Raw genomic sequence first — 18,152 nt, 5'->3', positions numbered from 1 at the left:
TGGCCCTCGCCATGCACCGACTGCTCGCCGCATCACTCACCGTCGCCGCCGGGGCGCTGCTCGCCGTGGGCGCCGCCTTCGGCATCGTCGCGCTCCTGGACGCCACACCGGAGCAGCCCAACACACCGCTGGTGCACTACGACGCGCCGTCGCGGGGGCAGTGAGCCACCGTGGCCGTGACCGACACCCAGCCCACCGGGGCCGCCGAGCCGGGCCAGAGCGCCGCGCCGTCGCGCTCCGCCTGGCGGGACGTGCCGCCCCGGCAGGTGCGGCGGTTCGCCGCGCTCGCCCTGGAGGAGGTCCCCGCCCTCGCCCAGGACATCCTGCGCGAGATCCGCGCCGAGTACCCGGGCCTGCCCGTCGTCCTCGACGACTCGGGCGAGCCCATGGCGCTGGTCGGCATCCGCCGCGCCCTGGAGGGCTTCGTCCAGCAGCTGGCGTCCCAGGAAGGGCGGCCCCGCTACCACCTGGAGGTCTTCCAGGAATTCGGCCGCGGCGAGGGCCTGCACGGCCGCAGCCTCGACTCGCTCCAGGCGATCTACCGACTCGGCGTACGCCTCGCCTGGCGCCGCCTCGCCGAGATCGGCCAGCAGATCGAGATCCCGCCCCCGGCCATGTACGAACTCGCCGAGTCCGGCTTCGAGTACCTGGACGGCCTGGTCGACCAGTCCGTACGCGGCTACGCCGAGGCCGCCGCCCGCGAGGCCGGCGAGCGGCTGCGGCTGCAACGCAAGCTCATGGAACTGCTGCTCTCGGAGCGCCGCGCCGACCCCGGCGGCACGGCGCACGCCACCGGCACGGGCCGCGGGTCGTCGTCCGGCCCCGCCGCCCCCTTCGGCAACGCCCTCGGGGAGCGCGCCGCACGCGTCGGCTGGCAGCTGCCCGAGCGGGTCGCCGTGGGCGTCCTGCTGCGGCCGGCCCCCGAGGCCGTGGCACCCGCCGTCGGGGAGGGCGTCCTCCTCGACATGGAGGCCGAACAGCCCCGCATGGTCGTGCCCGACCCCGAGGCGGCCGGACGCCCCGAGCTGCTGCGCCGCGCCATGACCGGCTGGTCCGGGGCGATCGGCCCGCCCGTGCCGCTCGCCGACGCCGCGAAGTCGCTGCGCTGGGCGGAGGCGGCGGTGGGGCTCATGGAGCGCGGCCTGCTGCCCGCCGGTGAGGTCCTGCACTGCACCGAGCACACCGAGGCCCTGGTGCTCCTGCAGCCCGAGGAGCTGATCGAGGACCTGGCCCGCCGCTGCCTGGCCCCGCTGGAGCACTGCGGGCCCGCCCACGGCCGCCGCCTCGCCGAGACCCTCCTCGCCTGGCTGGAGACCCGAGGCGGCGCCCCCGAGGTCGCGGCCCGCCTCGGTGTCCACCCCCAGACGGTCCGCTACCGCCTGCGGCAGATAAGGGAGCTGTGGGGCGACGAGGTGGACGACCCCGACCGCCGCTTCGAGCTGGAACTGGTCCTGCGCGCACGGCGGTTGAGGGGGCTGCTCGGCCGCGCCCAGGCCCCCGAGCCGGGCCGGGTCAGCAGCACTGCCAGGTGAACAGCGCCCGGTCGAAGCGGAGGTCCGCCAGATCGGTGCGGCGTATGAGCCAGTAGAGGCAGCCCATGTCGCCCCACATCATGTCCGCCGCGTCGTCCGAGTCGAACTGGGCCAGCAGCACCCACTGCTCCGCCTCGTCGGCGAGCCGGGGGTCGTGCCAGTCGGTGTCCGGCCCCAGGGCCCCGTGGGCGACCTCCAGCTCGACGGGTCCCTGCACCGACTGCGGGGTGCCGCCGAGCTGGTGGCCCACTTCGCTGTTGTACTCCCACAGGGCGTCGGTGAACTCCTCCGAACACACCGGGTGTTCGTACTCCTCGAAGGGCTCGGCCTCCGGCGCGAAAGCCTGCTGAATCCGGGGGTGCGTGGCCTCCGCGACGGTCAGGTCGGCGTGCGCGGTGAGCGGGATGTGGGGGTAGGCGTCGAGTTCCTCGGGCGTGGTCCGCGCGTCGGCGGGCGTGCCCGCGGGCACGTAGACGATCCGGGCCCCGGCCTGTGTCTCGGCGTCGGCCGGGTCCACCACGGTCTCGCCGTCGTCCAGTTGGCCGTCGAAGTAGAAGAAGGACAGCGTGCCCGAGGCGGGGAACGGTATGTCGAGCGCCCCCTGGGGCAGAGCCGCGCAGTCCACCGAGGCGATGAACGACAACGGGCCGTTCCCCTCCCACACCGGCCACTCCACGTCCCGCGGAAGCCGGGGCTCCCCGCCCAACTGGCCCACCACCGCGTCGTCCCCGCCCGCCGCGGTGAGCCGGAGGCCGGGCCGCAGCAGCCCGAGCCACCGCTCGGCGATGTCGGCGGGAAGGTGTTCATGGGCAAGGGCGCGCAGCGCGCCCGAAGAGGTCTGCGTCATGCCCCCGATCGTGCCTCCCACCACTGACAATGCCGCCATCGAGCCGGAGTTGTTGATTCCGCACACAACATTCACAGCGGCCGCTTCCGCTCTTGCGCGCGCGGCACCTAGCCTCCATGCCTCATGGACTACTGCCACCCGTGCCGCAGGCACCTCAACGGAGCCCTCGCCTGCCCGGGGTGCGGAACCCCGGCCGAAGCCCGCCGGGAGTACGCGCAGGCCGCCGCCGCGGGGAGGGAACCGGGCGGCGAGGCCGACAGCGACCCGTACGACGAGGAGTCCCCGCGCACCCGCTCCCGCCGCAAGGAAGGCGGTAGGGGTGAGCGCGGGAGGGGCGAACGCGGTAGGGGTGAGCGGGGGCGGGGCGGGCGCGGCCGCAAGGAGCGTGGTCGCAAGGCCGCGCACCGCCGCAGGCGCCGCAAGGTCCTGCTCGCCACCGCGGGCCTCGCGCTGGCGGCAGGCGGCCTGAGCCTGGCCGAGCTGGGCATCGAGGGCCGCTCCGAGGACCCGTCCGCCGCCTCCGCCCCGGACGGCGAGGCCGGGCGGAGCCCGTCCCCGGGGACCGGCGGGGGCCCGGGCGGTGGTGTGACGGGGGCCGGCACGGCCACCTCGTCCTCGGCGTCCGCCGCCGAGGACGAGGACGACAAGGACGACAAGGACGGCAAGGACGGCAAGGGCGCGGACGGGAAGAAGAAGCGGGAGAAGGACCGGAAGCAGAACCGGAAACAGGGGCGGGACGAGGAGCGGGCGGACACGGAGGAGCGGCAGGGGCAGGGCGGGACCCCGGACGCCGGGCGCCCGGACGGCTCCTCGCCCACCGCTCCCGGCGCCCCGGCGGGCACTCCTGACGGCTCCGACGCGCCTGCCCCCACCACGCCCCCGCCGGCCTCCGAGGACCCCCGGCCCACCCCGGAACCGGAACCGGAAGAGCGGTGCGACCGCTTCCTGTGGTGGTGCAGGTAACGCGCGGTCATGGTCCGGACTTTTCCGTCTCCATTGCCTGAAGTGTGACCGGCGTCACGGTACGTAACTCCCCTTCCTGCTTAAGTGATCTTCACCGAAGGGGCACAACCCCATCACACTCGCCAGGCGTGGTTCTTGTTGTCATGCACGAAAGCCATCTTGATGGAGGGGGACTCCAGGACCATGTCCACTGCAACGAACAGCCGTCGCATGCTCACCCGTACCTCCACGGTACGAGTCAGCGCTTTGGCGGGCGGGCAGGCTGTTGACCGCTACCGTCACTGCCGCTGCTGACAACACCGTTCCAGTCGGCGACACCACCGAGACGGTGACGACGCGTCCACCGTGAGCAAGGAGTCCCGCCACTGGGCGGACAACGATTACACGGAGCTCAAGTCCACCGGTTGCACGATGGACGGAGCCACGGGGCGCTCCCTCGACGCGCAGCTGCACCAGGCCATTCCGTTCAGCCTCGACAAGAGCCTCGGGTCGAAGACCTTCACGAACAGAGAGCGGCTTCGCTTCCTTGAATCTCCGCACCCGACTGCGCACGACCCCGGCCGTATGGACCGCACCCATATGGCTCGGCATCGTCGCCTTCTATTACTTCCACGCCCTGCACCTCGAAGACTCGTACGAGGAAGTGATCGCGGGCCCGCTCTGGGCACCCGAGCAGGTGCAGTTGGCCCTGTCCTACTTCTACGTCTTCGCCTACGCCATCACGATCGGCCTCGCCGTGTGGGAAGGTGGTCGGCTGAAGAGGGACGGCGTGTGGCAGCTAGCCCCCGGACGTTCCCGTTACCGCGTGGCTGCGCACACCCTGCTGCCCGTCATCGGCGCCGGCTGGCTGGTGCTCGCGCTGCCGGTGGTGATGCGTCTGATCGAGACCCGGCTCATGCCGACCCCGGCCGCGCTGGCGCCCCTCTTCATGGCCATGGGCATCGTGTGCGCGTACGCCGTGCTGGGATGCGCTCTCGGCCAGCTCGCCCCACGGGTGATCTCCGCCCCGTTGTCCGCCGTCGCCGTGTTCTACGTGATCGCCGAGACCGTGAAGATGGACGACCCGGTGTGGCCGCGCCATTCCTCGGGGCAGTTGGACACAGACCTTGCGTTCGGTGAGGAATACGGCGCCGCCACCCTGCTCGTCCCGCTCTTGTTCATCGTGGCTCTGGCGGCCGCGGTGGGCACCTGGTGGATTCGCTCAACGCGCGGAAGGCAGTGGGCGATACGTGGTGCGGCGGGTGCCGCGGCCGTCGCGGTCATGGCGTCATGCGTTGACGTCGCATCCGGGTGGGCCATCGCGGACGGCCCCGTCAGTTCGGGGCACGCCGCCGCACGCTGCACCGGCAGCGCCCCGCGCGTGTGCATGGCCGAGACCGGCGGCGCGGTCGGAAAGCTCGGTCAAGTGCGCGCCGAGATCGTCGAGTCGGTGACCCGGCTCCGCGCCGCAGGAGTGGCGGTACGCATGCCCGGCACCGTCTCCGACAGTCTGCTGAACGGCCGGGACAGGAAGAGATCGTCGGACACGACGTGGTGGCTCCCTCTCTCCCGGCAGGCCGGAGAACTGGGCGGAGGAATGACTGCCATCCGTTACGCCGTCCTGCGTACCGGCGTCACCTTCCCTTGCGCCTTCCCCGTTTCGTACGAGTCAGCGCCCTCCGCCGACTACGTGGTCAATCACGACGCCGCAATGCTGTGGGCCGCCTCGGTCATCAATGTCGACCGGGCCTACCTGGCCTGGCGCAGGGGAGAGTACGGCGGCGTCTTCGAGAACCCCCGCCAGGTATTGGAGAAGGTGAAGGAGCGTGCCGGCAACGCCCTGAAGTTGCCCGCCGAGCAGCAGACGGCCTGGTTCCACGAGGAGCAGGAAAAGGCGTGCCGCCTTGTCGGCCAGGGAGCGAAGCGGTGAACTGGTGGGTCAAGGCCCGCCGATTGCTCCCTGTCCTCCTTCCGGGCATGGCCGCGTTCACGCTGATCGTCGCCGTCGCGCACGACCGGGCCATCGAGCTGCCCGGCATGCTGAGCGGGGGCGGAAACCGGGTCTTCCTCATGCAGATGATCCCGCTGGTGATCACCTCGACGCTCGGTCACTGCCTGGAGCAGCGGCTCGTCGAAGCCGAGGTGGTGGGCGCGCGGAACCTGCGACGTCTGGACACGCTGCTGGTCACCGCGTGTGTGCTGGCCGCGGTGGCGGTGAGCCTGGTCATCGGCGCGCTCTCCGGCTCCGACGAGGCCACCATGGCCGGCCGCAACACAGCTTTCCTCACGGGGCTCATGCTCCTCGCCGGAGCGGTGCACCCGAAGGCGTCCGCGGTGGCGCCGGTCGGGTGGGTGTTCGCCATCATCTTCCTCGGCTACGCCGACTTCGACCGCCCCTGGCCCTGGGCAGTGACCCTGCACGCCCCTTCCAGCCTCCCCGCCCTCGCTCTCTGCTCGACCGTCTTTGTCGGCGGCCTGGTCTCTCAGGCTCGCGTCCGCCGCACGTTGTGAAAGGCCCCGCGCACATGCCCGTTGAACTCGACACCGTGTCGTACGCCTACGGACGCAACAAGCCCCGCATCCTCAACCAGCTCACGTACACCACACCTGACGGGTTCACCGTTCTCCTCGGCCCCAACGGCGCAGGTAAATCGACCCTGTTGAAGCTCGCCGCAGGCGTCAATCAACCCACCACCGGCGCCGTGCGCCTGGGGCGCCTGCCCTCGACCTCCCGGGAGTACCGCACCAGGGTCGCCTGGATGCCCCAGACCATCACCGCCATGACCGGCCTCACCGCCCGCGAGCAAGTCGCCTACACCGGCTGGCTCAAGGGCATGAACCGCGCCGACGCCTGGACCGCGGCCGCCACCGCCCTCGACCGCGTCCAGATGAAGGACCGCGCCGACGTGAAGACCAAGCAGCTGTCCGGCGGCCAGCTGCGGCGTGTCGGCGTGGCCTCCGCCCTCGTCCACGACGCCCGCGTCCTGCTCCTCGACGAACCGACCGCCGGCATGGACCCCACCCAGCGCCGCGTCTTCCGCGATCTGATCCTTCACCTCGCCACCGACGAGGTCCAGGTCCTGATGTCCACCCACGACGTCGCCGACCTCGCCGAAGAAGCCGACACCGTCACCGTCCTCACCGAAGGAACCGTCACCTTCACGGGAGGCACCCGGGACTTCCTCGCCCACGCCCCCTCCGGGACCCCTGAAGGACGGCGGGCCGAGGCGGCCTACACCACCGTGTCCGCGTACTCCACGCTCTCCGACTAGCGCCCACAGCGCTGTCCGCTCGCCCGAGAGCTGCCAAGACCGCTCCTCATGAAGTGAACAGGACCGCTCCTCGTGAAGTGAAGGGGACGGCGTCGGCCGGGTCGGCGTGCCAGTTCGTGGCGCCCGGCTTGTCCACCAGTGTGGGGCTGGGCAGCTTGAGGGTGATCGCACCGGTCTCGTCCCCGGCGATGCCGAGGAACAGTCGCTCGTACTCCGTGCCGTAGTCGTCGTTGGTCGTCTTCGGGGTGATGCCGGCGTAGGCGGCGGTGGATCCGGAGAGCTTCACGGACTCGGTGACGGCCTGCTCCACGGGCGTGACCTCCGAGGCGGGGGAGGACCCGAAGGAGGCGGAGGGGATGGTGCCCTCCAGGTAGCAGGTGATGCCGGGGCGGGCCTTGGCGGTGATGAGGAAGTAGCCGCCCGCCTGCGTCTTCTCGGTGAGCTTGAAGGTCAGGTCGTTGGTGCCGCAGAGCTGCTCGACGGGGGCCTTGCTCCGGCCGTCGGCGGCCGGAGCGGTCCCGGTGGCGGTGGCGGTGAGGGCCGCCGCGGCGACGGCGGTGAGGGCGAGACGGGCGGAACGGGTGGCAAGACGCGTACGCATCGCAACTCCATGAGGACGAGGACCGGGACCCAGCGAGCTGCTGGGACGGCCCTCAGCGTGTGCCGCGATCCGTCCCGTCCGCCACACCCCCCGGACACGACGGGACGCTGGAACACCGGAAGGGCTCTGACCAGCACTGATGCCGCCCGCCTGGAACGGCGGGATGGAACGCCGGTCGCTCATCGGGTTCGTGTTCCTCGCTCTCGGCGACGACATGACCCGCTGGGTGACCCCCCATTACTGGCCTTCGGTCAGCGCCAACGCCACCTTCGCCCTGCGTTTCATCGGCCCCGCCTGTGCCGCCGTAGCCGCGTGGGAGGGGGCCCGCTTGAAGCGGGGGAGGGTGTTCGCGCAGGCGCCGTCCCGTTCTCCGCTCGCCATCGCTTTTCCCGTCCTCATGCCGGTGCTGGTCATGGGAGCGCTCGGGACGGCCACGGCACTGTTCATCACCTCCGTGGCCGCCGACGCGGGCCTCGGCGTCCCGCACCTCGGCATGCTCGCCGCGGAGATCTCATTGCTGCTGGCCAACACGCTCTGCGGCTACCTCCTGGGGCGCCAGTGGAACGCCGTCATCTCGGTTCCGCTGGCTCTCGTCGTCAGCTTCGTCATCAACGCCTATCCCGTCTCGTGGAGCATCCTCTGGATCCGGCATCTCGTCGGCGGCGGGCTCAGCAATTGCTGTTCGATCGACCAGACCATCGACATGAGAGCGATCTGGGGTGCCCTCGTCTTCGCCGGTGCGGTGATCATCGGGGCCCTTGTGGTGATGCACCGTGGCAGAGACGGCCTCGCGGTCATCTTGGCCCTGGCTGTCACCGCGGGTGGATTCCTCGGTGCCGCGCAGATCACGAAGGGGCTCTCGGCGGATCCGGTCAAGGACCGCCCGGTCGGCTCGCTCCGTTGCGAAGGCGCCGAGCCCCGGATCTGTCTGTGGCCCGAGATGGACCCGGAGGCCGAGATGGTACGGGCTCAGACGCGGCTGACCGTGGCCGAACTGCGCAAGGAAGGCGTCGCCGTGCCGCGGGCTTTCACCATGGCGGCGGTCGCGAAAAGCGGTGAGGCCAAGCTGGGGTTTGAGCCCAGGACCGAGGCCGCGGCCGTCCCCGTCGCCGTCGTCTCGGGAATGTTGCCTCCCACGCCTGTCTGTGCCGAGCGGGGGGACCCCTATTTCGGTGACGCCGCCGCCGGTCCCGTCGCTGCCTGGCTCCTCATGAAGACCGGAATGCCCGCCGAAACGGTCAGCACCAAGGTCCTCCCGGAGGAATTCGCGCTGGCCAGGCAGGCCATGAAACAACCGCACGCCATTCAACTGGCCTGGTATCAGGCAAACACGAGGGCCATTCGCTCGTGTGAGGTCAAGCCGCAGCTTCGTTTCGTCAAGAGGGCGCAATGATCTGGTGGTTGCGGGCCAGGGGCCTTGGAGCCGTAGCGGCGGTCCTGGCCGGGACGGTCGTGCTGGGCTCGCTCATCGGAAACGCGGAACTGCCCGTACCAGCCCTCGCCGGCCAGTCGGGCACGTTCCTCGTCGGCCACATCATCACGCTTCTCCCGGCCGTGGTCCTCCTGAACGGCATGGGACGCGGAGACCTGCACGCCGAGAGCGTGGCGTGCCGGGCGATCCAGTCCAGGGACGCCCTCCTCGGCGGCGCCGTCGCCGTGACGGGCCTGGCCGTCGGAGCCGTCGGCCACCTGGTGTGGTCCTCCGGTCTCATGCTTGTCCTGGGGCGCAACATCACCATCTACGTCGGTCTCGCCCTGATGTTCCGCATAGTGATGGGGCACAGAGTCGCGGGTACCGTCCTGGCGGTGATCCCCTTGCTGTGTGCGGCGGCAGGCTGGCGCTCGGGCGGCAGGCCGCAACCAGGGGCATGGATTCTGTACCCGGCGTCTTCACTCACGGCTCTGGCCGCCTCCTGTGCCGTCCTGGCCGTCGGCATGCTGGCGACGGCCAGGAGGCGCCCCTCGCTCCGCGACTAGCAGGGTCCCCCGCCTGTCAGTACGCCTGCTCACCCAGCATCCTGCGCAGCAGATCCCGCAGCGACAGCCGCTCCTCATGCGTGAGCCCCGCCAGCGGTTCGCGTGCGAAGTTCAGGGAGTCGCGCAGGCCGCGTGCCACCTCGGCGCCCTCGGCGGTGGGCGCCGCCAGCTTCACGCGCCGGTCGGCGGGGTCCGGCCGCCGCTCGACGAGGCCGCGCGCCTCCAGGCGGTCGACGATGCCGGTGATGTTCGACGGCTCGCACTTCAGCTTCTGCGCGATGCGGCGCATGGGCATAGGTTCGAGGAAGAGCAGGCCGAGGACGCGTGCCTGCGCGCCCGTCAGCGCGTGCCCGGCCGCCGCCTCCTCGTACTCCTCGTGGTAGCGCCCCACGACCTCGCCGATCAGCTCGACGACTTCGCGCGTCAGCGGATCGGCTCGCGGGGAAGGGGTACGCGGGCTGTCGGCGGCACGCGTGCTGCTCCTGGTGGCCATGGCGTTCAGGTTACCCACTTACTTGACATCATGAAATATCCAGGAGCATGGTTGTTTCATAACCTCAAGCATTTCTGCATTTCCTAGGAGGACGCCCGCATGTCCGTCACCCCCGAGCAGCTTCCCTCCGTCAGCCGTGAATGGCACCTGGTCCGCCGCCCGAACGGCTGGCCGGTCCCGGAAGACTTCGCCCTGCGCGAGGTCCCCGTCGCGGCCCCCGCCGAGGGCCGCGTCCTGGTCCGCAACCTCCACTTCTCCGTGGACCCGTACATGCGGGGCCGGATGAACGACGTGAAGTCGTACGTCCCGCCGTTCCAGCTCGACCAGCCCATGGAGGGCGGCGCGGTCGGCGAGGTCGTCGCCTCCAACGCCGAGGGCTTCGCCGTGGGCGACCACGTGCTGCACTTCGCGGGCTGGCGCGAGTACGCCTCCGTGCCCGCCCAGTACGCCACCAAGGTCGACGCGCAGGCCGCGCCGCTCTCCGCCTACCTCGGCGTGCTCGGCATGCCGGGCCTGACCGCGTACGCCGGGCTGCTCGAAGTGGCCTCCTTCAAGGAGGGCGACGCCGTCTTCGTCTCCGGCGCCGCCGGTGCCGTCGGCAGCCAGGTCGGCCAGATCGCCAGGCTCAAGGGTGCCTCGCGCGTCATCGGCTCGGCGGGCTCCGACGAGAAGGTCAAGCTCCTGGTCGAGGAGTACGGCTTCGACGCCGCCTTCAACTACAAGGACGACAAGCCGGTCGCCGAGCAGCTCAAGGAGGCCGCCCCCGACGGCATCGACGTCTACTTCGACAACGTCGGCGGCGAGCACCTGGAGGCCGCCATCAGCCGACTGAACGTGCACGGCCGCGTCACCATCTGCGGCATGATCGCCGGCTACAACGACACCGAGCCGACCCCCGCCCCGCGCAACCTCGCCCTGGTCATCGGCAAGCGCCTGCGCCTTCAGGGCATGCTCGTACAGGACCACAACGCGCTCCAGCCGGAGTTCGTCCGCGAGGTCGGCGCCTGGGTCCGCTCGGGCGAGCTGAAGTACAGCGAGACGGTCGTCGAGGGCGTGGAGAACGGCGTGGAGGCCTTCCTCGGCATGCTCCGCGGCGCGAACACCGGAAAGATGATCGTCTCCCTCGCCTGAGACGACGCCCGGTGGCCCACGGTCTCCGGCTCACGGTCTGTGGTCTGTGGTCTGCGGCCTGCGGTCGACGGCCCGCGCCTCCGACCCCTACTTCCGTCATCCGATAATGTGATTCCACCTGGCCGTGGTTGTGGGCGCGCGCCGCGGCATGTATCGGGAGGAATCGGCAGTTATGTCCATCCAGAAGATCGACGTCAAGTACACCGCGGTCGCCACCGCCGAGAACGGCCGCGACGGCCGCGTGGCCAGTGACGACGGCAAGCTCGACGTCGTCGTGAACCCGCCGAAGGAGATGGGCGGCAGCGGCGCGGGCACCAACCCCGAGCAGCTGTTCGCCGCCGGGTACAGCGCTTGCTTCCAGGGCGCCCTCGGCGTCGTGGCCCGCAAGGAGAACGCCGACATCTCCGGCTCGACCGTGACCGCCAAGGTCGGCATCGGCCAGAACGAGTCCGGCGGCTTCGGCCTGGAGGTGGCGATCACCGCCTCCATCCCGAACGTGGACGCGGCCACCGCGCAGTCCCTGGTCGAGAAGGCGCACCAGGTGTGCCCCTACTCGAACGCCACGCGCGGCAACATCAAGGTCGAGCTCGCGGTCGCCTGACCCACCGCTCGCCCACATGCGAGGGCCGCACCCCGAAGCGGGGTGCGGCCCTTTGCCGTGCCCTGTGCCCCTCCCTGTGCCCTCGCTGTCCGAGCCTTGCGCTGTGCCCTCCGCCTGCCCTTCGCGTGTCCTCGGCCGCCCCCCACCTGCGGCTGAGGCGTGCCGCATGCCTGCGGCTAAGGTGTGCCGCATGCGTGATCTCGGTGTGGGCTTCGGCTACTTGATGAAGGGCCAGCGCTGGGTCGCCCAGCACGGCAAGCAGTACGGGATGGGCCTGCTGCCCGGTCTCATCACCCTCGTCCTGTACGCGGGGGCGCTCGTCGCGCTCGCGCTCTGGGGAGACGACGCCGTCAGCTGGGCCACGCCCTTCGCCGACGACTGGTCCTCCCCGTGGCAGGGCCTCTTCCGCGGCTTCCTGACGGCGCTGCTCTTCGCCCTCGCGCTGCTGCTCTCCGTCCTCACCTTCACCGCCGTGACGCTCCTGATCGGGCAGCCCTTCTACGAGTCGCTGTCCGAGAAGGTCGACATCGCCGAGTCGGGCCACGCCCCCGAGTCCGGCCTCCCGCTCTGGCGCGAGCTGTGGATCTCCGCGCGGGACAGCCTGCGCATCGTCGTCCGCGCGGCCGTCTGGGGCGTCCTGCTCTTCGCGCTCGGCTTCATCCCCGTCGTCGGCCAGACCGTCGTCCCCGTCATCGGCTTCTGCGTGACCGGCTTCTTCCTGGTCGAGGAGCTGACCGCGGTCGCCCTCCAGCGCCGGGGCGTCGAACTGCGCGACCGGCTCGCCCTGTTGCGCTCGCGCAAGCAGCTCGCCTGGGGCTTCGGCACGCCGCTCGCCGTCGCCTTCCTGGTGCCGTTCGTCGCGGTCTTCCTGATGCCGGGGGCGGTCGCGGGCGCGACGCTGATGGCACGGGACATGCTGGGCGAGAACGGTTCGGACGACGGCGACGCGGCTGGCCGTGGCGGTCAGGACTCCGACGCGGCCACCCGCAGGATGCCCCTCACCTGAGCGATGATGTCGAGGCGGTTCCGTACGAAGCCGGGGTCGGTGACGGCACCCGTCGCCGGGTCGGTGTTCCCCGGACCGAACTGCAGGACGGGCGTGTGCACATGGCCGCCGGGCAGCCGGTCGCGCAACCCGAGCCGGTCCCGCAGGAGCGTCGCCCGGTAGGCGATCTCGTTGGACAGATAGTCCCCGCCGCCGCCCGCCCGGGCCGTCGACCCCTCGGTGGGCCCGCCGGGCCGGACCACGGGTTCGGTGCCGCCCGCCGGGATCTCGGTCACCGAGGTGTTGTCGTACACGGGAAAGCGGCCCGTCCCGCCCTCCACGATCTTCTTGTACGGGAGGGTCGTCGACGTCCACTGGGGCTGCGAGACCGGGTCGTTCACCGGCACGGTCTCCGTCCTGGAGACGTTCTCGTTGTCGGGGAAGCCGCCGCGCCAGGCCCCGTTGGTCCGCTCGACGTCGAAGCGGCCGACCCGCCCCTGGCTGATGGTGGTGAAGAGGTCGACGCGCGGGAGGTGCGGCCGCAGCGCCCGTTCCACGGCACCGTCGGTGAAGTCCTGCCAGCGGACGGGGAACGTGACCGCCTCGATGCGCGCGGGCCCCTCCGCGGTGCGGATCGTCGTGCCGTCCAGCGCGAGCGCGGTGGCACCGGACGGATTGCTGATGCGCACGTCCCGGTCGAGCGTGAACGGGTCGAACCCGGTCACCAGAATTCGCTTGATGTGCCCCCGCCCGTGCGGCAGACGTACGTCGTCCTGCCCGCGCGAGGCGGACTCCAGCGCCCGTATGAGCCGCTCCCGTCGGCGCTCGTCGAGCGAGAAGCGGCCCGGCTCCCACTGCCGCAGCTCCCGCGTCATCCCGAGCCGCGCCCAGTACAGCGGCCGGTCGTCGTCCCGGCTCAGGTCCCCCCGGGCGGGCCCGCGCCCCTGTGCCCGGTCCACGGCACGGTCCCACAGCGCCCTGCCCTCCCGTACGACGAGACGCCGGGCCTGGTCGTAGGAGCGGGCCTTGCGGAGCGCACGCGCGAACTCCGGGGCGACGGAGTCGAATCCGCCGCGCCGCAGGATCTCCTGGGGTGCGGCGCGGTCGAGGCGCAGCTCCTCGACGGTGGCGGAACGGCCGTCGGGGTCAGGGGCGGCGGTGGCGGTCGCGGGGGCGGTGAGGCCGGCGAGCAGGGCGGCGGCGCCGAGGGCACCGAAGCGGGACAGCGCGAGAGATCGAGTACGCACGCGATTCCTTCCGTAACCGGTGGGGTGGCGGAAGTATCGCGGGACGGGAGGGGCGGGCGCTACGGCGTCTTCCGCGCGATCCGGTGACGCGCCGCCACGGCGAGCAGCACACACCCGGCGACGCCCACCAGCAGATCCGTCCACGCGGGGGCGTGGGCCTCCCGCAGCAGGGCGGAGACGCCGAAGGCGGTGTCCCAGGCGGCCTCCGTGATCGCGGAGCCGAAGCCCTGCACGAGCAGGATGAGGCCGAAGAGGGCCAGCAGCCCCTCGGAGGGCTTCTTGGTGCTCGTTGCCATGGTGTGTCTCCTGTCCTGCTGCCTGTGCAGCGTGTCTGTGCAGCGTGTTTCCGACATTCCGATGCGGTCGCATCGGAACGGGTCTCGCCCGATCATGCCCCGCGAACGGGATATGATGCAACCGCATCGAAAAGGTCGGGAGGCCACCCCATGCCCAAGCAGGTCGACTACGAGGACCGCCGCCGCCGCATCGCCGAAGCGGTCTGCCTCCTGATCGCCCGCTCCGGGATGGAGTCCGTCAGCCTCCGTGACGTCGCGACCCAGGCGGGGGTGTCGATGGGCGCCGTCCAGCGCTGCTTCCGCACCAAGGACGAGATGCTGCTCTTCGCCCTGGAGGACATCTCGCAGCGGATCGGCGAGCGCGCGAAGGCCCGCATCGAGACCTCCGACGCGCCCCGCTCGGCCACGACCCTGCTGGACCGCACCCTGTCCGCGCTCGCGCTGGTCGACCCGGAGGACAGGGCGGAGGCGCAGGTCTGGGGCGCCTTCGTCGCGCACGCGGCGGTGAGCGAACACCTGGCGGCGGTCCTGCGCGAGACCTACGCCAAGCTGCACGACCTCCTCGTCTGGCTGCTCGGCTACGGCCGGGACACCGGCGAACTCTCCGCCACCCTCGACCCACCGGCCGAGGCCCGCGCCCTGCTCGCCCTGACGGAGGGCCTCACCGCACAGGTCCTGGTGGGGCACCAGACGCCGGAGTCGGCGCGGGACGTGCTGGGGCGGTATGTGCGCGGCCTGCTGAGGTGAGAACCCGGTGCCGGGCTCTCACGGGTATGTGGGCCGGGCGGGGCGGCAGCGTGTAGACGGGGTAGCAGCGTGGAGGCCGCGTCTGGGTGCAGGGCGGGTACCGCGGCGATCCGGCCCATGACCACGACCACCACCGCGGCGTGACGTCGGCCACCGCCGCCCCGCCGCTGTCCCTCTCCGGCGCCGTTCCGGCGCGGCCACAGCGGCGGAACGGCCGCGAGCGGAGGCCGATCCCTCCGTACCCGTGACCGCGATCCTGGTCGCGGGGCTCCTCGCCAGCTACGGCACCGCCATGCCCGTCGGCGGCGTCGCGACCCACCCACCTGGTCGCCCTCACCGCGCGCACGCCCCTGCGGGTCGGCGCCCGCGCCGCGCTCTCGTCGTAGCGACCGCCGACGGCTCTACGCCCCGGTCGCCGCGATCGGCGGCACCTCGCCCACCGGACTCGTCGCACCGGTCATGACGGCCAGGGCTCAGCCCCGCCCACGCCCCCCATCGCACCCCGCCTCAGAGCTGTCCCAGCTCCAGCACCACGGCCCCCCGCAGCAGCTCCCGCGCCCGGTCGAGCGACGTCGTGCCGCTCAGCCACCGCTCGCTCACCCCCTCGACCAGCGCGGTGAGCCGCTCGGCGGCGGCGCGCGGGTCGACGCCCGCCGCGGCCTGCCCGGCGGCCTGTGCCTGCCGGACCAGGTGCGCCAGGTCGTCGGCCCACTCCTCGGTGGCGGCGGCCAGTTGCTCCCGCAGGTCCGGGTCGAAGACGGCGGTGGCGCGCAGCTCGCCCCAGGCGGCGCTGTTCTCCCGTACGCGAGGGGTGTCCTGGAGTTCCAGAAGCAGCAGGTCGGTGAGGCGGGTGCGCGGGTCGGCGGAGGCGTGCAGCGCTGCGTCGGTGTAGCGGACCGCGCGGCGGGTGATGAACTCCAGAGTGCGGCGGAGCAGGCCCGCGCGGTCCTTGAAGTGGTAGTAGATCAGCGCGGTCGACACCCCGGCCTCGGCGGAGACCTCCTCGACGCGCAGTCCACGCACCCCGCGCCGGGCGATCAGCCGGGCGGCGGCTTCGAGGATCTGGGTGGGCCTGTCCGGCATTCGCGTACTCCACTGCCTGAGGAATCGACTGAAGGATCGACTGGTTCCGGCCTCCGATCATGCCTTACGCTCATCCTGACTGAAATTTCAGTCAGGATCAGTCGGGAGCTGACATTGAAACCGGACACGCCCTCCAGGCGGCGGACCCTGAAGGCAGGCGCCCTCACGGCCCTCGGCGCGACTCTCGGCGCATGCGGCGCCGACCCAAGCGAGGGCCCGGGCGAGAGGCCGGACGCCGCGGCCGCGTACCGCATGCCGGACGAGGCGAGTCCGCACGAGCTGACGTACATGTCCTGGCCGAGCCGCCGCATATGGAAGACGTACGTCCATGCCGTACGGGAGGACATCGCGCGGATTGCCCGCACGATCGCCGAGTTTGAACCGGTGACCCTGCTCGCCGACGAACGGGACGCGAAGGGCGCCCGGCGGGCCTGCGGCTCCGGGGTCGAGATCCTGCCGGTGCCGGTGGACGACCTGTGGATGCGGGACACCGGCCCCAGCTTCGTCCTCGGCCCGGACGGCGTCGCCGGCGTCGACCTCAACTTCAACGGCTGGGGCGGCAAACAGCCGCACACCCGTGACCGCCACGTCGCGCGGCGCATCCTGTCCGACCGGGGCGTCCCCCGCATCGAGGCGCCGATCGTCGGAGAGGGAGGCGCCGTCGAGGTCGACGGCGCGGGCACGCTGCTCGCGACGGAGAGTTCGCTGGTCAACGCCAACCGCAACCCCGGCATGTCCCGCGACGGCGTCGAGCGGGCGCTCAAGCGTCTCTTCGGCGTCACCGAGGTGCTGTGGGTGGACGGTGTCAGGGGCAAGGACATCACGGACCACCACATCGACGCGCTGGCCCGTTTCGCCGCACCGGGCGTGGTCGTCATGAGCACCCCGCCCTCGACGGCGGCCGAGGACGTCTGGACCCGGGCCTACCGGCAGGCCCGCGCCACCCTGGCCACCGCGAAGGACGCCCGCGGCAAGACCCTCGACCTCGTCGACCTCCCCGAACCGGACGACATCGGCCGCCGTGGCCCGGACTTCCTCGCGAGCTACGTCAATTACTACGTGGCGAACGGCGCCGTGATCATGCCCCGCTTCGGCGACAAGAAGGCCGACGGCGCCGCCGCCGCGATCGTGCGGGACCTCCACCCGGGCCGCGAGGTCGCCCAGGTCCCGGTGAACGCACTCGGCGAGGGCGGCGGCGGCATCCACTGCGCGACCCAGCAGCTGCCGAAGGCGCGATGAGCGCGGCGCGCGATGAGCGCGGCGGGCGGAGAAGCACGGCTTTGACGGCCCCGGTGTCGGGCGTCACGTTCCCGTCCGTCCACCTCGACCCGCGGTGCGTCGCCGATGAACTGATGTCCGAAGCCACTGGTGCGGGGAGCGTCACCGCACTGAGAACCCGTACACCGTCTCCGACCGGTACACCTCCTCCGGCCGCAGCACCGTGGACGGAAACCGCGGCCGGTTCGGGGAGTCGGGGAAGTGCTGGGTCTCCAGAGCGATCCCGTCACCCGGCGCGAACGGCAGGTCCGCCGCGAAGTGATCCGCCGTGTACAGCTGAAGCCCCGGCTCCGTCGTCGCCACGGTCAGGGCGCGGCCGGAGGCGGGGTCGCGCAGCGCGGCCACCTCGGCCGGCCGGGCCGTGACGCCCTTGTCGAGCACGTAGTTGTGGTCGAGACCCGGCCCGACGGGCCGCGCCGCACGGAAGTCGAAGCGCGTCCCCGCCACGTCCTCGTACGCTCCCGTCGGAATTCCGGCGTCGTCCGTCGGGGTGATCCGGGAGGCGGCGATCCGCACCTCGTGCCCGAGCGCACTGCCGGAGCGCGCGCCCGCGAGGTTCCAGTACGTGTGGTTGGTGAGGTTCACGACGGTCGGGGCGTCGGTCGTCGCCCCGTACACGATGCTCAGCGCGCCCGCCGCGTCCAGCGCGTACGTCGCCGAGACCGTGAGCCGCCCCGGATAGCCCTCCTCGCCGTCCGGGCTCACCCGCGACAGCCGCACCCCGTGGTCACCGGCCGGCTCCGCGTCCCAGACGTGCTTGTCGAAGCCGCGCTCACCGCCGTGCAGGCTGTTCGGCCCGTCGTTCCGCGCGAGGTGGTGCGTGTGGCCGTCGAGCGTGAAGGTGCCGCCCGCGATCCGGTTCGCGTACCGCCCCACCAGCGCGCCGAAGTACGGCCCGGGATGGCCCAGATACCCCTCGAGCCCCTCGAACCCCAGCGCCACCGACGCCACCACACCGGAACGGTCCGGAACCTCCACCGACTGCACGATCCCGCCGTACGTCAGCACGCGCACCCGGACCCCGCCCCTCTCCAGAATCCAGCGGTGGACGGGCGTGCCGTCGGGGAGCGTGCCGAAGAGTTCGCTGCGCATGCCCGCGACCCTATGCCCGGACGGCCTC

20 protein-coding genes are annotated in these 18,152 nt (G+C 71.6%); 13 read left to right on the top strand and 7 right to left on the bottom strand.

Going from position 1 to position 18,152, the window contains the following annotated elements; all coding sequences use genetic code 11:
- The first annotated feature begins 11 nt into the window (after positions 1-11).
- Positions 12-164, top strand: a complete 153-nt coding sequence (locus J2N69_RS10700) for a hypothetical protein (protein WP_230900518.1) — start codon at positions 12-14, stop codon at positions 162-164.
- 12 nt (positions 165-176) lie between these two features.
- Positions 177-1,532 (top strand): PucR-like N-terminal domain-containing protein, encoded by a 1,356-nt coding sequence (locus J2N69_RS10695; RefSeq protein ID WP_230900517.1) that lies wholly within the window; start codon positions 177-179, stop codon positions 1,530-1,532.
- Here J2N69_RS10695 and J2N69_RS10690 read toward each other — a convergent pair.
- A complete protein-coding gene (locus J2N69_RS10690; protein ID WP_230900516.1) occupies positions 1,513-2,379 on the bottom strand; it encodes a YwqG family protein in 867 nt (288 codons plus the stop codon). The two genes, J2N69_RS10695 and J2N69_RS10690, sit on opposite strands and share 20 nt — an antisense overlap.
- 123 nt (positions 2,380-2,502) lie before the next feature.
- Between J2N69_RS10690 and J2N69_RS10685 the strand changes: the two genes are divergently transcribed.
- The 4 genes from J2N69_RS10685 (at position 2,503) to J2N69_RS10670 (ending at position 6,593) form a co-directional block, all read left to right on the top strand.
- Entirely contained in the window at positions 2,503-3,342 is an 840-nt protein-coding gene (locus J2N69_RS10685; protein ID WP_230900515.1) for an SCO2400 family protein, read from the top strand.
- Between the two features lie 526 nt (positions 3,343-3,868).
- Positions 3,869-5,251, top strand: a complete 1,383-nt coding sequence (locus tag J2N69_RS10680; RefSeq protein ID WP_230900514.1) for a hypothetical protein — start codon at positions 3,869-3,871, stop codon at positions 5,249-5,251.
- Positions 5,248-5,832 (top strand): hypothetical protein, encoded by a 585-nt coding sequence (locus J2N69_RS10675; protein WP_230900513.1) that lies wholly within the window; start codon positions 5,248-5,250, stop codon positions 5,830-5,832. Before J2N69_RS10680 ends, J2N69_RS10675 begins: the two co-directional genes overlap by 4 nt.
- Positions 5,833-5,846: 14 nt before the next feature.
- Positions 5,847-6,593, top strand: a complete 747-nt coding sequence (locus tag J2N69_RS10670; protein WP_230900512.1) for an ATP-binding cassette domain-containing protein — start codon at positions 5,847-5,849, stop codon at positions 6,591-6,593.
- A 46-nt stretch (positions 6,594-6,639) separates the two neighbouring features.
- Here the strand turns inward: J2N69_RS10670 and J2N69_RS10665 are convergent, their stop codons facing one another.
- On the bottom strand, positions 6,640-7,194 hold the full coding sequence (locus J2N69_RS10665; protein ID WP_230900511.1) for a DUF4232 domain-containing protein: 555 nt from the start codon (positions 7,192-7,194) through the stop codon (positions 6,640-6,642).
- A gap of 139 nt (positions 7,195-7,333) precedes the next feature.
- On the opposite strand from J2N69_RS10665, the gene J2N69_RS10660 reads away from it, so the two are divergent.
- Positions 7,334-8,587: a DUF7224 domain-containing protein gene (locus J2N69_RS10660; protein ID WP_230900510.1), complete on the top strand. Its 1,254-nt coding sequence runs from the start codon at positions 7,334-7,336 to the stop codon at positions 8,585-8,587.
- Positions 8,584-9,171 carry a hypothetical protein gene (locus tag J2N69_RS10655; protein WP_230900509.1) on the top strand — a complete coding sequence of 196 codons (588 nt, stop codon included), beginning with the start codon at positions 8,584-8,586 and terminating at the stop codon, positions 9,169-9,171. The genes J2N69_RS10660 and J2N69_RS10655 overlap by 4 nt, the downstream gene beginning before the upstream one ends.
- Positions 9,172-9,187: 16 nt before the next feature.
- On the opposite strand, the gene J2N69_RS10650 is transcribed toward J2N69_RS10655, so the two are convergent.
- On the bottom strand, positions 9,188-9,664 hold the full coding sequence (locus J2N69_RS10650) for a MarR family winged helix-turn-helix transcriptional regulator (protein WP_230900508.1): 477 nt from the start codon (positions 9,662-9,664) through the stop codon (positions 9,188-9,190).
- A gap of 99 nt (positions 9,665-9,763) precedes the next feature.
- On the opposite strand from J2N69_RS10650, the gene J2N69_RS10645 reads away from it, so the two are divergent.
- The 3 genes from J2N69_RS10645 (at position 9,764) to J2N69_RS10635 (ending at position 12,402) form a co-directional block, all read left to right on the top strand.
- A complete protein-coding gene (locus J2N69_RS10645) occupies positions 9,764-10,795 on the top strand; it encodes an NADP-dependent oxidoreductase (RefSeq protein WP_230900507.1) in 1,032 nt (343 codons plus the stop codon).
- Positions 10,796-10,967: 172 nt separating this feature from the next.
- Complete coding sequence (locus J2N69_RS10640; protein ID WP_230900506.1) at positions 10,968-11,396, top strand: organic hydroperoxide resistance protein; 429 nt, start codon at positions 10,968-10,970, stop codon at positions 11,394-11,396.
- Between the two features lie 190 nt (positions 11,397-11,586).
- On the top strand, positions 11,587-12,402 hold the full coding sequence (locus tag J2N69_RS10635) for an EI24 domain-containing protein (protein WP_230900505.1): 816 nt from the start codon (positions 11,587-11,589) through the stop codon (positions 12,400-12,402).
- On the opposite strand, the gene J2N69_RS10630 is transcribed toward J2N69_RS10635, so the two are convergent.
- Positions 12,360-13,628: a pyroglutamyl-peptidase I gene (locus J2N69_RS10630; protein ID WP_230900504.1), complete on the bottom strand. Its 1,269-nt coding sequence runs from the start codon at positions 13,626-13,628 to the stop codon at positions 12,360-12,362. The genes J2N69_RS10635 and J2N69_RS10630 overlap by 43 nt on opposite strands.
- A gap of 59 nt (positions 13,629-13,687) precedes the next feature.
- A complete protein-coding gene (locus J2N69_RS10625; protein WP_230900503.1) occupies positions 13,688-13,924 on the bottom strand; it encodes a hypothetical protein in 237 nt (78 codons plus the stop codon).
- A gap of 150 nt (positions 13,925-14,074) precedes the next feature.
- On the opposite strand from J2N69_RS10625, the gene J2N69_RS10620 reads away from it, so the two are divergent.
- Entirely contained in the window at positions 14,075-14,671 is a 597-nt protein-coding gene (locus tag J2N69_RS10620) for a TetR/AcrR family transcriptional regulator (RefSeq protein ID WP_230900502.1), read from the top strand.
- A gap of 507 nt (positions 14,672-15,178) precedes the next feature.
- Here the strand turns inward: J2N69_RS10620 and J2N69_RS10610 are convergent.
- A complete protein-coding gene (locus J2N69_RS10610; protein ID WP_230904675.1) occupies positions 15,179-15,754 on the bottom strand; it encodes a TetR/AcrR family transcriptional regulator in 576 nt (191 codons plus the stop codon).
- 114 nt (positions 15,755-15,868) lie between these two features.
- Here J2N69_RS10610 and J2N69_RS10605 point away from each other — a divergent pair, with 114 nt between their 5' ends.
- A complete protein-coding gene (locus tag J2N69_RS10605) occupies positions 15,869-16,993 on the top strand; it encodes an agmatine deiminase family protein (protein ID WP_230904674.1) in 1,125 nt (374 codons plus the stop codon).
- A gap of 141 nt (positions 16,994-17,134) precedes the next feature.
- Here the strand turns inward: J2N69_RS10605 and J2N69_RS10600 are convergent, their stop codons facing one another.
- Positions 17,135-18,124, bottom strand: coding sequence for an aldose epimerase family protein (locus tag J2N69_RS10600; protein WP_230900501.1), 990 nt, complete (start codon positions 18,122-18,124; stop codon positions 17,135-17,137).
- Positions 18,125-18,152: the final 28 nt, after the last annotated feature.

This window comes from Streptomyces huasconensis, assembly GCF_021028635.1.
GTDB lineage: Bacteria > Actinomycetota > Actinomycetes > Streptomycetales > Streptomycetaceae > Streptomyces > Streptomyces huasconensis.
This window is presented reverse-complemented; position numbering and strand designations above follow the sequence as displayed.